This is a genomic window from Arcicella sp. LKC2W (assembly GCF_034931005.1).
Lineage (GTDB): Bacteria > Bacteroidota > Bacteroidia > Cytophagales > Spirosomataceae > Arcicella.
On the sequence record NZ_JAYGIN010000005.1, the window covers coordinates 255,274 to 270,771 of the forward strand.

At 36.8% G+C, this 15,498-nt stretch carries 15 protein-coding genes; 9 read left to right on the plus strand and 6 right to left on the minus strand.

Features of this window, described 5'->3' with window-relative positions; genetic code table 11:
- Nucleotides 1-89 precede the first annotated feature (89 nt).
- Nucleotides 90-950 carry a glucose-1-phosphate thymidylyltransferase RfbA gene (rfbA, locus tag VB796_RS06270; RefSeq protein ID WP_323345661.1) on the plus strand — a complete coding sequence of 287 codons (861 nt, stop codon included), beginning with the start codon at nt 90-92 and terminating at the stop codon, nt 948-950.
- Nucleotides 951-1,055: 105 nt separating this feature from the next.
- On the plus strand, nt 1,056-1,658 hold the full coding sequence (locus VB796_RS06275) for a transposase (protein ID WP_323345662.1): 603 nt from the start codon (nt 1,056-1,058) through the stop codon (nt 1,656-1,658).
- Between the two features lie 248 nt (nt 1,659-1,906).
- On the opposite strand, the gene VB796_RS06280 is transcribed toward VB796_RS06275, so the two are convergent.
- From VB796_RS06280 to VB796_RS06295, 4 genes are all read right to left on the minus strand, one after another.
- Nucleotides 1,907-2,452: an RES family NAD+ phosphorylase gene (locus tag VB796_RS06280; RefSeq protein WP_323345663.1), complete on the minus strand. Its 546-nt coding sequence runs from the start codon at nt 2,450-2,452 to the stop codon at nt 1,907-1,909.
- On the minus strand, nt 2,449-2,850 hold the full coding sequence (locus VB796_RS06285) for an antitoxin Xre-like helix-turn-helix domain-containing protein (protein ID WP_323345664.1): 402 nt from the start codon (nt 2,848-2,850) through the stop codon (nt 2,449-2,451). The genes VB796_RS06280 and VB796_RS06285 overlap by 4 nt, the downstream gene beginning before the upstream one ends.
- A 77-nt stretch (nt 2,851-2,927) precedes the next feature.
- Nucleotides 2,928-4,412: a phosphatase PAP2 family protein gene (locus VB796_RS06290; RefSeq protein WP_323345665.1), complete on the minus strand. Its 1,485-nt coding sequence runs from the start codon at nt 4,410-4,412 to the stop codon at nt 2,928-2,930.
- 123 nt (nt 4,413-4,535) lie between these two features.
- Nucleotides 4,536-5,981, minus strand: a complete 1,446-nt coding sequence (locus VB796_RS06295) for a sodium:solute symporter (protein ID WP_323345666.1) — start codon at nt 5,979-5,981, stop codon at nt 4,536-4,538.
- A gap of 217 nt (nt 5,982-6,198) precedes the next feature.
- On the opposite strand from VB796_RS06295, the gene VB796_RS06300 reads away from it, so the two are divergent.
- The 6 genes from VB796_RS06300 to chrA all read left to right on the plus strand — a co-directional run bounded on the left by VB796_RS06300 (nt 6,199) and on the right by chrA (nt 10,869).
- Complete coding sequence (locus VB796_RS06300; protein ID WP_323345667.1) at nt 6,199-6,480, plus strand: ATP-dependent Clp protease adaptor ClpS; 282 nt, start codon at nt 6,199-6,201, stop codon at nt 6,478-6,480.
- A gap of 105 nt (nt 6,481-6,585) precedes the next feature.
- Entirely contained in the window at nt 6,586-7,203 is a 618-nt protein-coding gene (gene recR / locus VB796_RS06305) for a recombination mediator RecR (protein WP_323345668.1), read from the plus strand.
- A gap of 234 nt (nt 7,204-7,437) precedes the next feature.
- Complete coding sequence (locus VB796_RS06310) at nt 7,438-7,782, plus strand: hypothetical protein (protein ID WP_323345669.1); 345 nt, start codon at nt 7,438-7,440, stop codon at nt 7,780-7,782.
- A 77-nt stretch (nt 7,783-7,859) separates the two neighbouring features.
- Nucleotides 7,860-8,609, plus strand: a complete 750-nt coding sequence (locus tag VB796_RS06315) for a superoxide dismutase (RefSeq protein WP_323345670.1) — start codon at nt 7,860-7,862, stop codon at nt 8,607-8,609.
- A 128-nt stretch (nt 8,610-8,737) separates the two neighbouring features.
- Entirely contained in the window at nt 8,738-9,706 is a 969-nt protein-coding gene (locus VB796_RS06320) for an isopenicillin N synthase family dioxygenase (RefSeq protein ID WP_323345671.1), read from the plus strand.
- The gene (chrA, locus tag VB796_RS06325) at nt 9,703-10,869 is read left to right on the plus strand and encodes a chromate efflux transporter (protein ID WP_323345672.1); all 1,167 of its coding nucleotides are present in this window, start codon (nt 9,703-9,705) and stop codon (nt 10,867-10,869) included. Before VB796_RS06320 ends, chrA begins: the two co-directional genes overlap by 4 nt.
- A 42-nt stretch (nt 10,870-10,911) precedes the next feature.
- Here the strand turns inward: chrA and VB796_RS06330 are convergent, their stop codons facing one another.
- Complete coding sequence (locus VB796_RS06330; RefSeq protein ID WP_323345673.1) at nt 10,912-12,192, minus strand: voltage-gated chloride channel family protein; 1,281 nt, start codon at nt 12,190-12,192, stop codon at nt 10,912-10,914.
- 177 nt (nt 12,193-12,369) lie between these two features.
- Complete coding sequence (locus VB796_RS06335) at nt 12,370-13,176, minus strand: septal ring lytic transglycosylase RlpA family protein (RefSeq protein ID WP_323345674.1); 807 nt, start codon at nt 13,174-13,176, stop codon at nt 12,370-12,372.
- A gap of 321 nt (nt 13,177-13,497) precedes the next feature.
- Here VB796_RS06335 and VB796_RS06340 point away from each other — a divergent pair, with 321 nt between their 5' ends.
- Nucleotides 13,498-15,465 (plus strand): alpha-1,4-glucan--maltose-1-phosphate maltosyltransferase, encoded by a 1,968-nt coding sequence (locus VB796_RS06340; RefSeq protein ID WP_323345675.1) that lies wholly within the window; start codon nt 13,498-13,500, stop codon nt 15,463-15,465.
- Nucleotides 15,466-15,498: the final 33 nt, after the last annotated feature.

Below are 15,498 nucleotides of genomic sequence, written 5' to 3' on the forward strand. Positions count from 1 at the left end.
GATAGGTCATATAGAAAATAAATAAAGGTTTTAGAAATGAGTAACCTACAATCACTCATTCAAAAATCATTCAATCACTCATTGAAACCATGAAAGGAATCATACTCGCAGGAGGCTCAGGCACACGCCTTCACCCATTAACATTAGCCGTTAGTAAACAACTAATGCCCGTTTACGACAAACCGATGATTTATTATCCTTTGTCTATTTTGATGCTTGCGGGAATTAAAGAAATTTTGATAATCTCGACACCTCATGATTTACCACATTTCAAAAAACTTTTGGGTAGTGGCGAAGCATTAGGTTGTGAATTTTCTTATGCTGAACAACCACTTCCAAACGGACTTGCTCAGGCTTTCGTGATTGGTGAAGAATTTATCGGAAACGATAAAGTTGCTTTGGTGCTGGGTGATAATATTTTTTACGGAAGCGGTTTGAGCAAATTACTTCAAGCCAACAATGACCCTGAGGGTGGCGTTGTGTATGCTTATCAGGTACATGACCCTGAACGTTATGGCGTAGTAGAATTCGACAAAGAATTCAATGTGCTTTCTATTGAAGAAAAACCTAATGAGCCTAAATCAAATTATGCCGTTCCTGGTTTATATTTCTATGATAACTCAGTGGTAGAAATTGCCAAAAACATCGCTCCTTCGCCACGTGGAGAATACGAAATTACGGACGTAAATAAAGAATATTTGAAACAGGGCAAACTAAAGGTTGGGGTTCTCAACAGAGGTACGGCTTGGTTAGACACTGGTACATTTGCTTCATTGATGCAAGCAGGACAATTTGTACAAGTAATCGAAGAGCGTCAAGGATTGAAAGTAGGTTGTATCGAAGAAGTAGCTTACCGCATGGGGTTCATTGATGCAGAGCAACTGCGTAAAATTGCTGAACCATTAGTAAAAAGTGGTTATGGACAGTATTTGTTGAATTTATTGAAGTAAAAGAGTTTAAAGGCGTGTTTGGCTATTGTCTGACAATTACGGATACTCGGTCAGACGATAGTCAGACACGCAATACCACAAAAGAAGTTCTATAAATTTCAAAATATGACAATTATACCTAATCAACTCTACCATATTTATAATCAAGGAAATAATAAAGAACAGATTTTTAAAGACAGGGCAGATTACCTACTATTTCTCAAAAAATATCGAGAACTCATTTACCCAGTTGCTGAAACAGTTTGCTATTCATTAATGCCAAATCATTTCCATTTCTTGATAAATACAACCCCAAAATCTGCCGAAAAAATATTACTTGGAAAAATAGAAAGCACCCAATTGGGTAACGGGTTTAGACTTTTAACGAGTGGTTATGCGAATGAATTCAATAAAAAATATGACCGTTCTGGTTCGTTATTTCGTCAAAAAACACAAGCTAAAAATCTTGAAACAATAAACGACCAAAATCATATTTCAGACTATTCTTTTATCTGCTTTCAATATATTCATCAAAATCCGATAATAGCCAATTTATGTTCAAAAATGGAGGACTGGGAATTTAGTTCATTCAAGGATTATATTGAGATGAGAAATGGTACTCTTATAAATAAGCAAGTAGCCTTTGAATTGATTGGTGCATCAAAAGAAAATTTCTACGAAGAATCTTATAGAGTAATTTCAGAAGAAAAAATTTCAAGTTTATTTTAACAAACTTAAATTGAATTCGCTTTTATCGGTCTGACTATCGTCTGACCTATGTAACTAAGTCAGACGATAGTCAGACCGAACTGACCTATATAACTCAGTTAGACCGATATTGAACTCGCTTTTATCGGTCTGACTATCGTCTGACCTATGTAACTAAGTCAGACGATAGTCAGACCGAACTGACGTAGTAACTCAGTCAGACCGATAAAAACCAAATTAATATTTTATAAAGGACAAACTTAAGTCTTCTACATTTCCCCCAAAATATCCTCAATCAAATCATTCATCACATTTCCTTGAATTTGTGGTTTTTGATAGCGACTATCAAAGTAAAATGGAGAAATTTTCGTGAGAATACTATCGTTCATTCGCTCGTGAAGCGGATTTAAAAGAACATTATACGATAATTCTGTTTGGGCAGGATGTACCGCCGTCGGGATTTGTAAAGCTAAAAACTTTTCACTTTTAAACCATTGATTAGTAACGCTTTGAAGTGACTTTGGAGCGGGAGAATTTCGCCAGTTTTTGGGTAACATTTCTGCTTCAATGGTTAAAATATCTTCTTGAGCAATTTCAATAGTCCCAACTAACAAATCAGGAAGTTTACTATTTGGAAATCCTTCAAAATAGTGAACTAAATATTCTAAAGAAGCTAATTCAACCGTTCGAGAAGTGTAAACAACTGGCATTCCGACAGGATTCCAACGTCCTCCCGTAAGCTCTGCTCCTTTTCCCGATAAAAAATCTTTAGTTAAACCGTAACGTGCCGATTGAAGGCGAAATAATTTTATCATGAATACGTCCCAAATTCAATTCTGCTCAATACATTGTCCACCCATTCAAAACCAGTTACGGTATCTAATAAATCAAGAGCTGATTTATCCCCAAAAATTCGCATAGATTGACGCATCCAAGGTTTAAAATCTTCCAGATTAGCAAATACCTCCTCTCCGTGTTGGTACAAAAGCATTAATTTCAAAAGACGCTCGGTACTTGATGTATCTAATTGTGTATCAGGCGTATACCTATGAAAAGTTCTCTCTGAAATATTTAAAATACGTGCCATTTCACGGTCAGTAAGACTTAGTTTTTTAGCCACCAAATCTACCGCTGCACGGCTTAATCCTTTGCGAGAAAGCTCTATTAAATCCAAAGGATTTTGAAGACGAGTTAATACAATTGGCTGTTTCATATCTACAAATTTACATTATGGCATAAATATATATGACAAATGGCGTATTTGCAAATTAATTTTTGAAAAAATAAAATCTACTTCCCCCAATCAACCGCCAATTTACCAATTTTCTCCCCACACATTTTACCACCTTCATTATCACAGAAATAATGAATTCCTCCGTAAATTCTGGACATTCCTGCTTCGTTTGCCATTTTCTTTAAACGTATTGAATCTTTCGGAAAATAATGCCCCAAAACCAATGCTGCTGCTGCCGAAAAAGTTGAATGACCCGAAGTGTATGATGGAAAATTAGGAACACTCAGTGAATTGTTTATACTTTTATCTACTTGCGTAGGTCTTGGGAAAAAATATTTATACTTCGTTGCCCAGCACGCAATGGCGGCATCTTCCTCCGCCCGATTAAGTTGTTGAAGAATTTTAGCGATTCGTAATTCTGTAAATTTTTCTTTTCTAAGAAGTTCTTCAGCAATTTTATTCCAATGTCCTGGCGGAGTAAACGTACCAACTCCATCAGCCCAAAACTCAGCGATGCGTTTTTGTTCTTCAGTACGGGTATCTCCTATTTTTTTAACTGAATCAATATCTTGTTTAAATTCCTTGCTTGCTAAAGCAGGTGGTGGAGATGGTTGAGGATTACCCAATACTTCATTTTTATCAAACCAAGTTTGTACCATTCCCATTAGCGGCAATAAAGGTGCGTGCTTAGGGTCATCCTGACTTATCCAACCATTTTTAATTTTGTCTGCTTTATCTTTCCACGTTTGGTCTTTGTCTTTGGCATTATCAAAGTTATCATTTCGGGCATATTCAATAATTTCATGAGCGATTTGCTCTCCTAATTTCCCTCCTGCTACAATATCACTTTTTACATTTGCTCCAGCCCATAAACGTGTATTTCCGTGTTCAAGAGCCTTACTGTACAAATAATCATTTTCTGCAGGGAATAATTTGCTTAAAATTTTATAAGAAACTGCTGCAATAACAGCATCTTCAGAAGGATATGAGGGAAGTTCAGTTTCTGGTAGAAAGTTTTGGACACCACTATGAGAAGGACTTAATCGACGATATTTGTACTTATAAAACCAGGTTACCACTAAAGCATCATATTGGGCAACACTCAATAGTGCATAAGCACGTGCCGCAAATGGTGGTGAAGCCATTGGCTTAGTAGGGTCTGGACTTCCACCTTCTTTAGGAGGATGATTATATTTAGCCACCAATTCTCTCGCAATTTGATTCCAACGCAAAACACCTCCAGAAGCCCAATAATTTATAGCGACTCCTTGGGCATAGTTACGCTGAGACACTGCACTTTTTAATTGCATCAACTCATTTTGATAGCTATCAGAGTCTGTACTTTGAGGAGTTTCTACCGAATAATCCTGAGGAGCATTAATGATTACGGTTTTCCAAGCTCCACCATTGGCATCTGGATTATCAAAAGTGAGTGCTGAAAACTCAGGTTTGGACACAGGGGTATTCTCCTTACAACTTGACGTAAGTAAAGCAAAAATGACGGAAAATTGTGCGAAAATAGATAGCGGTTTTACTTTCATAGCAGTGTGTAAGTATAAACCTTTAGGTGGCAAAAACCGTGCAAAAAAATATTAGATTTATTACTTTCCAAAAAAGTAATAAATCTAATGCTAAAGATTAAAACTGTTATAAATATTATTAGATTACTTTTTTTTACCTAACAAAGCTAAACCAATAAATGTAAATGCTCCGTTTACTAACAATTTTTCAAATCCAAACTGATACCCGTTTAACCATTCTTTTGAATTTACATCAAGAATATAGGTCAAAATAGGAGCAATTACACAAACAAATGGCACTAAAGAGTCTTTTACGGGTGTTTTTGTGAACAATCCGAAAGCAAATAAACCTAAAAGAGGCCCATAAGTATAACCTGCAATATTGAAAACTGTTGAAATAATAGACTGGCTACTAACAGCATGAAAAATCAAGATAATGACGAAAAACAGAGCTGAAAAACCAATGTGGGTATAATGTTTAATCTTTGTTTTTTTAGCTTCTTCGTATTTTTCAATGTGCATAAAATCAATACAGAAAGCTGTTGTAAGAGCCGTAAGAGCCGAATCTGAGCTGGCATAAGTCGCAGCCGTAATACCTAACAAGAAAGTAACAGCCGCCAAAATGCCAAACTCACCACTCAACGCTAATTTGGGATATAGTAAATCGGTACGAGTAGGAATTTCAAAACCAATTTTATCTGCATAAATATACAATAATGCTCCTAAGCCTACAAACATCAAAGTAGTGAGGGCGAAGGTACAGCAAAACCAAAACATATTTTTTTGAGCTTCGCCAATATTTTTACAGGTTAAATTTTTCTGCATCAAATCTTGGTCGAGTCCAGTCATGACAATCGCAATAAAAATGCCCGATACAAAATCCTTACCAAAATGATGCTTGTAAGAAAAATCATCAAAGAAAAACATTTGAGAATATTTACTTTCTTGAATGGTAGAAATTAGTCCGCCCAAACCTAAATCTAATTTATTACCAATCAAGATAATCGTCAGTACCAAAGCCGTTAAAAGGAAAAAAGTTTGTAGCGTATCCGTTACGATAATAGTCTTCACTCCTCCACGATAAGTATAAACCCAAATCAGAGAAATGGTCACTAATGCCGAAATCCAGAAAGGAATTCCCCAAGCATCAAAAATAGCTAATTGCAATACTTGAACTGCCAAAAACAAACGAGCTGCCGAACCCAAAGTACGTGCCAATAAAAAGAACGAAGACCCCGTTTTGTAAGACCATTTCCCTAAACGTTGTTCCAAGTAAGTATAAATAGAAATTAAATTTAGTCGATAGTATAAAGGTAAAAGCACTGTTGCAATCACAAAATAACCCACTAAATTTCCAAGAATAATCTGATAGTACGAAAGTTTATCTACGCCAACCGCCCCAGGTACAGAAATGAACGTAACCCCCGAAATAGACGTTCCAATCATACCAATTGCCACCAACCACCACGGAGATTGTTTATTGGCAGTAAAGAAAGTATTAGTGTCGGCACCTTTAGAAGTATAATGGGCAACAATGATAAGCATCAAAAAGTAAACGGCTAAAATTCCGAAGGCTAAACCTGTGGTCATGGGATAAGTTATTAGTTATTGGTAATTAGTGAATGCGTTAATGGACGTAAAAAAATAATAACTAATACACCAGTAACTAATAACTAAAAACCGTTCTCCAAAATTGAGAAATTTTGTTAAATTTGCTACCATTATAGAGTTTTATTTTTCACAATCATTATTTTATCAGTATTATGTTACTGAAAAGATGATAAACCAAACATTCACAACAGAATAAATGCGACCTTTCGAACAATTTGAAGAAGACGTAGAAGTATTGGACGAAGTAATTGACGTTGACCAATATGACCTTATGGTGTTCAATGATGAGATAAATACTTTTGAGTTTGTGATTGAAACCCTCATTGATGTATGTGGGCATTCAGCCGAACAAGCTGAACAATGTACTTTGTTGATTCACTACAAAGGTAAATGTTCAGTCAAGAAAGGAACATTTGAAGAACTCGTTCCGATGCGAAACGACATTTGCCGTAGAGGAATTGATGCAAAAGTCGTTTAAAATGTAGGGATAAATTATGAGTTGTAAGTGATGAGTCAAAACAGAAAATGGACTTTTACCTCACACAACAAACTCATAACTCATCGCTCATAACTTATCACTAACTTGAATTATCCATCAAAACTCATAGAAAACGCCGTAGAGGAAATCTCAAAGTTGCCAGGAATTGGAAAGAAAACCGCTTTGAGAATGGCTTTACATTTATTGAAACGTGATGAACGGCAGACACTTCAACTATCGGAAGCGATTATTGCCATGCGGACAAAAACTCAGTATTGTCGGCAATGTCATAATATTTCGGATGAAGAATTATGCCAAATTTGTACCAACCCGAAGCGAGACGAATCCGTTGTGTGTGTAGTAGAAGATACTCGTGACGTTTTGGCAATTGAGAATACTTCGCAGTATAGAGGATTATATCACGTTTTAGGAGGAATCATCTCGCCTTTGGAAGGAATTGGTCCAAATGATTTAAAGATAGAATCGTTATTAAAGCGAATTGCAGATAAACAAGGAACTGATTTAGCGGTGAAAGAAATTATTTTAGGCTTGAGTCCCACAATGGAAGGAGATACCACTGCGTTTTATTTAACAAAACGACTAAAACCACTAAATGTAAAAATCACAACCATTGCCAGAGGAATACCAATTGGAGGAGATTTAGAATATGCTGATGAAATAACCTTGGGAAGAAGTATTGTTAGTCGAATTGTTTATGAGTAATAAATTTAACCCGTGTTAATAATAACAAGGTTAAGTATCCATTCATTTCTATATTAGACTTCTTGCGAAAGTCCTTTAAGGTGAAAGCCAGCACCTTTTTGGCTACAAATTAGGTAAATTTTTCAACCGTAGCTCTGCTATGCTTTCAAAATTTACCTAATTTTCGCTCAAAAAATCACTATTTTCAATCATAAACGACTTTCGCAAGAAGTCTATTCTAAAACCAACAAACAAATGAAAAAGCTCATCTCCACCATCAGTTTCTGTGTATTGTCTCTATATGGGTTTTCTCAGAATGCCTTAAAATTCAAGCCCGAAATTCCTACTTCTTCCATGATGCTGGACTTCTTGAAAAGCTACCAAGATAAAAATGCTATCGCTAAAATAGAATTACCTCCTGTGGGAATAGATAACCTTAAAAAATCGGCAAAAGAACTCGAAAACATTGATAACTTGACGATAATTAAACCCAACTTGGTAGAAATGATTAAAATGCCCGTTGTAAAGCCACAAGACAATCAGATTTATCATATTAAAATTATAGGAGAACAACCTAAAGAAGTAAATCCTCTAAAATAACCATAGAAATACACGTTATTTCTGAACAATTAGTTGATATATAAACGTGCAATAGAACTATTGCCAAAATACAATCCATGAACCGTAAAAACTTCCTTCAAACTACCTTGGCTTCAGCATTTGCATTGTCAGGTTTTGATTCATTTAGCTTCTCATTCAGAAGCAGTTACAACAACAAACTACCCAAATTATCTTTAGAGCAAATTACACTCGAATCTGCTCCATTTTCTTTAGGTGCTTTACCATATACTCCAGAGAGTTTAGAACCTAATATTGACAAATTGACTATGGAAATCCACCATGGTCGTCATCATAAGGCTTATGTTGATAATTTGAACAAGGCTGTCGCAGGTACGCCTTTAGAAAAAGTTTCACTTTGGGATTTATTAAAAGATGCAAGCAAACAACCTGCCGCAGTTCGTAATAATGCAGGTGGACATTGGAATCATACTTTCTTCTGGAACGTCATGTCTCCAAAAGGTGGCGGAAGTCCCAAAGGTGCATTATTAGAAGACATCAATAAAACTTATGGTTCGCTTGATAAATTTAAAGAGGACTTTGCCAAAGCAGGAACAACTCGTTTTGGTTCTGGTTGGGCTTGGTTGATTGTTCAAGACAAAAAATTGGTAATTACCTCAACGCCAAATCAAGATAATCCTTTAATGGACGTTGCCGAGAAAAAAGGGACGCCTGTTTTAGCATTAGACGTTTGGGAACACGCATATTATTTGAAATACCAAAATAAACGTGCTGATTATATCTCTGCTTTTTGGAACGTAGTAAACTGGGATGCAGTAAGTAAAAATTACGAAAATGCGTTGAAATAGGAGTTAGGTTTTAGGGGTTAGGTTTTAGGGGTTAGAATTGAAAGGTTAAGTCATTAACCTTTCAATTCTTTATTTACTTCTATCAAACCTAACACCTAAATTCTAACACCTAAAAACTATAAAAAAACATGACACTTCTCGACACAATACCATCACTTGATTTAGCGGATTTTACTTCTGGCGACGATACTCGTAAAGCGAAATTCGTACAGGAGTTAGGAACTGCTTTTAACAATATCGGCTTCGTTGCTATCAAAAATCACGGACTTACTGACGAAAATACAAGCACGTTGTATGATAACGTTCAAAAGTTTTTTTATTCGCCAGACGAATTAAAACAAAAATATGCCATTGAAGGTATCGCTGGACAACGTGGCTACATCGGAAAAGGTAAAGAAACTGCCAAAGGTTTTAAAGTAGCCGATTTAAAGGAATTTTACCATGTCGGACAACCTAAAATTGACGATGGTGACCCAATTTGGGAGGAATACCCAGATAACGTTTTTCCAAACGAATTACCCGATTTTGAAAAAGATACGCTTCATACTTACCGTACCTTAGAAAGTGCAGGTAAAAATTTATTGCGTGCCATTGCTCTATATTTAGCATTACCTGAAGATTATTTTGAAGATAAAGTAAAACACGGAAATTCTATTCTGAGAGCCATTCATTATTTCCCAATTGCCAATCCTGATGATTTGCCAGAAGGAGCTGTAAGAGCTGCTGCACACGGTGATATTAACTTAATTACGCTGTTGATGGGAGCATCTGCTGAAGGTTTAGAGGTTTTAAGAACCGACGGCAAATGGATTCCAATTACGTCATTGCCTGATTATGTAGTAGTAAATGTGGGTGATATGCTCGACCGTCTGACGAATCATAAATTAAAATCGACTATTCACCGAGTGGTAAATCCACCAAGAGAAAAATTAGGAACTTCCCGTTTCTCAATTCCATTCTTCATGCACCCACGTTCGGAAATGAATTTGACTTGCTTAGAGTCTTGCGTAGATGCCACACATCCAAAAATGTATGTGGATATGACCGCAGGGGAGTTTTTAAATGAAAGATTGATTGAATTAGGTTTGAAAAAATGAAAAAAATCAGACGACTCATTTTCTTGAAAGACGTTCTGATACTTGCGTGTACCTCTTTTGGAGGGCCGCAAGTTCATTTGGCTATGTTTATCGACCTCTTCGTGAAGAAAAGAAATTATCTGACCGAAGCAGAACTACTTGAGTTGCAAGCACTTTGTGCATTTCTTCCTGGCCCCACCTCCACCCAAACTATTACGGCTTTGGGGTATAAAATTGGTGGGCCAAATTTAGCTTATATTACTTTATTGGTTTGGATTACCCCCGCAGTGGCTGTGATGACTGCGGCAGCTTTTGGCATGACTTATCTCCAAAATAGAGATTTAATTCGTTTTATTCAGCCGATTGGCGTAGCATTTATCATTCACGCAGGATTTATTTTAGGGCAAAAAGTTATCAAAAATAACACAGGTATCATTTTGATGCTTATTTCCGCAGCATTTGCGTTCTATTATCAATCACCTTGGGTTTGCCCAATTGCCTTAATTATCGGCGGAACTTTCACTTCTTTTAACTACAAAGATTATCCCAAACAAACCAAACATAAAATGGTGATTCCTTGGGCAAATTTCAATCTGTTTTGGGGATTTTTATTATTTTTGGCTGTTTTGGGGCATTTTACAGACTATGAACCAATCCGACTTTTTGAGAATTTCTATCGAAATGGAAGTCTTGTTTTTGGTGGCGGACAGGTTTTAGCCCCAATGCTCTATACAGAGTTTGTAGAATTTAAACATTTAGTTCGTGGCGATGATTTTTTGACAGGTATGGCACTTTCTCAGGCTTTACCCGGCCCCGTTTTTGCCTTGACTTCGTACTTGGGTGTATTAGTGATGAAAGGAGGTACTTGGTACGAACAACTTTTGGGAAGTGCCGTCGGAGCAGCAGGGATTTTTTTACCAGGAACTTTCTTGATATTTTTTGTCTATCGAATTTGGGGACAACTTAAGCAATATCGTGGAATTCGTGCTTCATTAGACGGCATCAATGCTACTTCAATTGGCTTAACACTTGCAGCGGCGTGTTCGTTCTTAGTGCCAATGGTTCAGCGAGTTGACATTTTAGGCTTTATCACTATTGTGATTACATTCGCTCTTATTCACCTGACAAAAATCCCAACTTTCTTTATCTTTTTAGGAGGTTTGATTTTGGGATTAATGGTATAATAAGCAATGGGAAAAGCCAAACTGTTTATTTATTGGTCAATCTCAAATAATTTCTCCCATCGTTTTCCCTTCCAAATTCTCAAAACTTGTATGTTTAGCTTCGCCAATTATTTGTTTGTTGTAAATACTATTATGTCCAGATATAAGATATGACACAACACAAGCTATGGCTACGTAAACGCCACATTCTACGCCAAACAATTCAATTGCCATCATTGTACAAGCCAACGGCGTGTTGGTTGCTCCTGCAAAAACCGCCACAAAACCCATTCCTGCCAATAATGCCATTGGAAGTGGAATAAAATACGACAACGCATTTCCTAAAGTTGCTCCAATAAAAAAGAGTGGCGTAACTTCTCCGCCTTTAAATCCTGCGGCAAGGGTAAGAATAGTCAACGCCATTTTCAACGCAAAATCATAAGCAGGTAATTGGTTTTCAAAAGATTCAACGATGGTTGGTACTCCTAAACCGATATATTTCGTCGTTCCAATTGCCCAAACCGAAAGAGCCACAATAATCCCCCCAATAACAGGACGAAGCGGTGGGTAGGAAATTTTAGATTTAAAAAGTGAAGCAACGAAATGAATGACTTTGCTGAAGGTAGCGGCACAAAGTCCGAAGCAAATACCCCCGATAATTGCGTAGATAAGATTGATAGGATTTATTGCTGGTACAAAATCAATATGATAATGCGTATGGTTTGCTTGCCAAAGTTTAGTAACCATATCGGCAATGATTCCCGACATAAAAGCAGGCAAAATAGCATTGTAACGCAAACGCCCCACTAAAAAGAACTCCAAACCAAAAATTGCTCCCGCCAATGGTGTTCCGAAAACAGAACCAAATCCCGCAGAAACCCCAGCGATGAGTAAAATTTTACGGTCACTTTCGGTAAGTCGCAAGGGTTTAGTCAATTGGTCAACAATGCCACCTGCCATTTGTAATGCAGTTCCTTCTCTTCCTGCCGAACCACCTAACAAATGCGTAATCATTGTACCCAAATAAATAAACGGAGTCATCCGAAATGAAATAATTGGCTTCGGTTCTGCCGTAATTTTCTGCCCAATAATTTCGATAAGAAGATTATTGCCCGCCTCCACTTCTTTGCCAAAATACAGATACATTAATCCAACGCAAAAACCGCCTAATGGTAGTAATGCAATAATCCATAAATGCGTTTCTCGAAAATTGGTAACCCAATCAAGAGAAATTAGAAAACCCGCCGAAGCTGACCCAACCAAAATTCCGATTAAAATACTGATGAATAACCATTTAAGAATATAGGGCGTAGCTGGATATTTCCTAAAAAAATATTCACTCATAGGTTTCTGTTTTTTTATCTTCGACATTATGTTTCTCACCAAATTCAGTCATCATTTAGAAGCAATTAAAGAGAATTTTAGAGAGGTAAAGATAAGTTTTAAAATTTTGATGAACAAAACATAAAAAAAGTCCAAACTTCTCAGCTTAGACTTTCAAAAATTCTTATCTATTGTTTCCTATAAATTATAATGCGACCGAATGACTCCTTTATATCCCCGTTGCGACAACCAAGTTAATTTTTCGGTTGCGGCTTCTTTCGTATAAAATTCACCAAACATTAATCGAAAAATTTTATTAGAGTCCTTCTCTCCTACCTGTACATAAATTTCTTCTTTTTTAATGCCCATTTTCACCAATTCATCGTATAAATCTTGAACCATGTTCAGGCTTGAAAGTGCCGTTACTTGTACTCCAAAGCCTTTTGGTGATTTCTCAGTTCCATTGATGTCATACGTTCTATTCATTGAAAAAGGTGGTACTGGTACAGCAGAATTTGAAACAATTTTATTTTCTTTCGCTTCTTCTTTAGAACTTACCTCACGTCCTTTGGTCATTAAGTTATCCAAAGCCTTCTCTATGGTTTTCTCTGCCGTTGGATGAGATACTACTTCCAATCGCACCTTTGCTTTGCCGCTTGCCATCATTCCTAATTTGGAAGCAGCTTCTTTTGACAAATTTATTATTTTACCTTCTTCTTCACACTTACAATAATCATTTACCCTCACTTGTACCGAAAGATTATTCTCTAAATTAGTTACTTTCAGCAAAGTATTCAATGGAAATTTTGAATGAGAAGCGGTCAGTTGTGAATCGTCGTATTTTTCCCCAAAAGATGTTAACTTTCCTTTGAGATTAGCCGCATAGTAACGTGCAGTACCTTCTTCGGTACTTACGCCTTTGCCTACTGGGCCAATCTGATTAGCAAAGCTATGATGACCAGTGGCCCACAAAACAATCAATGCTGATGCGATAATCTTTTTCATGGTGGTTTGGTTTAATCTTTTTTAATGGGTTATTTTTTTATTTAAGTTGTTATAGACTTAGTATCATAAATTCAATTTTTATTTATATCATTGTAAGGATTTGTGGCACAAAAAGGCTAATACTGCAAATTTAAGCACTTTTTATTATATTTATAATACGTATATCAATTTACGTGCCATTTTTTATAAACGAACAAAATCTTGTTTCACGTACAAGTTACAAAATATTAAAAAGCCATCAAAAAAATTGTATCAAACAGTCGTTATTGTGTGTTTACTTAACCGAAAAACCAAATTACCATTTTTTTAAAATAAACATTTATGAATCAAATTTCTGAATCCATACAAGGACAACAACGTGTCATTATTGAACACATTACTCCTCAGTTAGAGGGTGGACGTTTTGCGGTGAAAGCCTTCGTAGGCGATACCATTAAAGTAGAAGCCGATGTATTTTTGGACGGACATGACCTCCTCGCAACGAATCTGCTTTATAAATTTTCAAAAGATAAGGATTGGACAATTGTGCCATTGACTTTTGTTGGGAACGACCACTACGAAGCCTATTTCAATGTAAAAGAAAATGGGCTTTATACCTATACCATTGAGGCTTGGGTTGACCATTCGGCAAGTTGGGAACATGAAATGGAAATGAAAATTAAAGACGGACAACACGTAAACGTCGAGTTGTTGGTAGGAGCAAATATTTTAGAGAAAATGGCAATAATTGCCTCTAAAGAAGACAAAGCTGAACTAAAATCTTATGCTAAATTATTCCGTGACCCTAAAAATTATGATGAAGCCGTTGCTTTTTCGAGCAGTGAAAAAATGCACCAATGGATTCATCAATATCCAGATAAACAATACGTTAGCATTCATAAAGAATTAAAACTTTGGGTTGATAGAGAAAAAGCTGCTTTTTCATCTTGGTATTCCATGTTCCCACGTTCAGCATCAACCGAACGCAAGCGTTTGCACGGAAATTTTAAAGATGTTGAAGAAAATGTTTTACCCCGCATGAAATCGCTGGGCTTTGATGTTTTGTATATTCCACCGATTCACCCAATCGGAATGCAATTCAGAAAAGGCAAAAACAACTCGACAACCTGTCAAGAAGATGAACCTGGTGTTCCTTACGGTATTGGCTCAGAAGAAGGCGGACACACTGCTATTCATGCAGAATTAGGTACTTTAGACGACCTCAAACATTTAATTGCTACCTGCAAATCAATGGATATTGAGTTGGCGATGGACTTGGCAATCCAATGCTCGCCCGACCACCCTTGGGCAAAAGAACACCCAGAATGGTTCAAGATTCGCCCTGACGGAACGATTCAGTACGCTGAAAACCCTCCGAAAAAATACCAAGATATTTACCCAATCAATTTTGAGTCTGAAAATTGGCAGGGACTTTGGCAAGAACTCAAAAATGTTATCATCACGTGGGCAGAATGGGGCGTGCGTATCATTCGTGTGGACAACCCACATACCAAAGCTTTTGGATTCTGGGAATGGGTCATTGCAGAAGTACAAACGGTTTATCCTGACATGATTTTCTTGGCGGAAGCCTTCACAAAACCTCGTGTGATGGAACAATTGGCAAAATTGGGTTATACGCAGTCGTACACGTATTACACATGGAGAAATACCAAAGCGGATTTGATTGGCTACATGAACGAGCTAACCAAAACCGACCAAGCGATGTATATGCGTCCGAATTTCTGGTCGAATACCCATGATATTTTACCGTATTCGTTACAAGGCGGACTTGAACCGATGTTCTTGATTCGTTATTTTATGGCGGCTACACTTTCGTCAAATTATGGAATTTTTGGCCCTTTTTATGAGTCGATGATACATGAAGCTAATCCAGGAAAAGAAGAATATAAAAACTCTGAAAAGTACGAAATCAGACAATGGGATTGGACATTTGAGAACAAACTCACGCACATTATCCGCATGACTAACCAAGCGAGAAAGGAAAATTCAGCGTTACAACGTACTAATAATATTACTTTTTGCGAGATTGAAAATGACAATATTTTGGCGTATATCAAAACCCATTGGAACGGCAACCGCATTTTGTCCATCGTCAATTTAGATGCGTATAACTCGCAAGGTGGTTATGTGCGTGTACCTTTGAATCTCATCGGAAAACGCCCAGACGAAGAATATATCGTACATGATTTATTGACAGGAGCAAAATATTTCTGGACAGGCGAATTCAATCCAATAGAATTAAACCCACAATTAATGCCTATGCACTTATTTAGAATTGAGGATTTGTAGCAGTTTCAACGTAGTCAAGGTTTTGAACCTTGA

What these genes read in the sequence shown, in the direction of transcription:
- rfbA (WP_323345661.1), top strand. Translation starts at nt 90, where the DNA reads ATGAAAGGAATCATACTCGCAGGAGGCTCAGGCACACGCCTTCACCCA.
- VB796_RS06275 (WP_323345662.1), top strand. Translation starts at nt 1,056, where the DNA reads ATGACAATTATACCTAATCAACTCTACCATATTTATAATCAAGGAAAT.
- VB796_RS06280 (WP_323345663.1), bottom strand. Translation starts at nt 2,452, where the DNA reads ATGATAAAATTATTTCGCCTTCAATCGGCACGTTACGGTTTAACTAAA.
- VB796_RS06285 (WP_323345664.1), bottom strand. Translation starts at nt 2,850, where the DNA reads ATGAAACAGCCAATTGTATTAACTCGTCTTCAAAATCCTTTGGATTTA.
- VB796_RS06290 (WP_323345665.1), bottom strand. Translation starts at nt 4,412, where the DNA reads ATGAAAGTAAAACCGCTATCTATTTTCGCACAATTTTCCGTCATTTTT.
- VB796_RS06295 (WP_323345666.1), bottom strand. Translation starts at nt 5,981, where the DNA reads ATGACCACAGGTTTAGCCTTCGGAATTTTAGCCGTTTACTTTTTGATG.
- VB796_RS06300 (WP_323345667.1), top strand. Translation starts at nt 6,199, where the DNA reads ATGCGACCTTTCGAACAATTTGAAGAAGACGTAGAAGTATTGGACGAA.
- VB796_RS06310 (WP_323345669.1), top strand. Translation starts at nt 7,438, where the DNA reads ATGAAAAAGCTCATCTCCACCATCAGTTTCTGTGTATTGTCTCTATAT.
- VB796_RS06315 (WP_323345670.1), top strand. Translation starts at nt 7,860, where the DNA reads ATGAACCGTAAAAACTTCCTTCAAACTACCTTGGCTTCAGCATTTGCA.
- VB796_RS06320 (WP_323345671.1), top strand. Translation starts at nt 8,738, where the DNA reads ATGACACTTCTCGACACAATACCATCACTTGATTTAGCGGATTTTACT.
- chrA (WP_323345672.1), top strand. Translation starts at nt 9,703, where the DNA reads ATGAAAAAAATCAGACGACTCATTTTCTTGAAAGACGTTCTGATACTT.
- VB796_RS06330 (WP_323345673.1), bottom strand. Translation starts at nt 12,192, where the DNA reads ATGAGTGAATATTTTTTTAGGAAATATCCAGCTACGCCCTATATTCTT.
- VB796_RS06335 (WP_323345674.1), bottom strand. Translation starts at nt 13,176, where the DNA reads ATGAAAAAGATTATCGCATCAGCATTGATTGTTTTGTGGGCCACTGGT.
- VB796_RS06340 (WP_323345675.1), top strand. Translation starts at nt 13,498, where the DNA reads ATGAATCAAATTTCTGAATCCATACAAGGACAACAACGTGTCATTATT.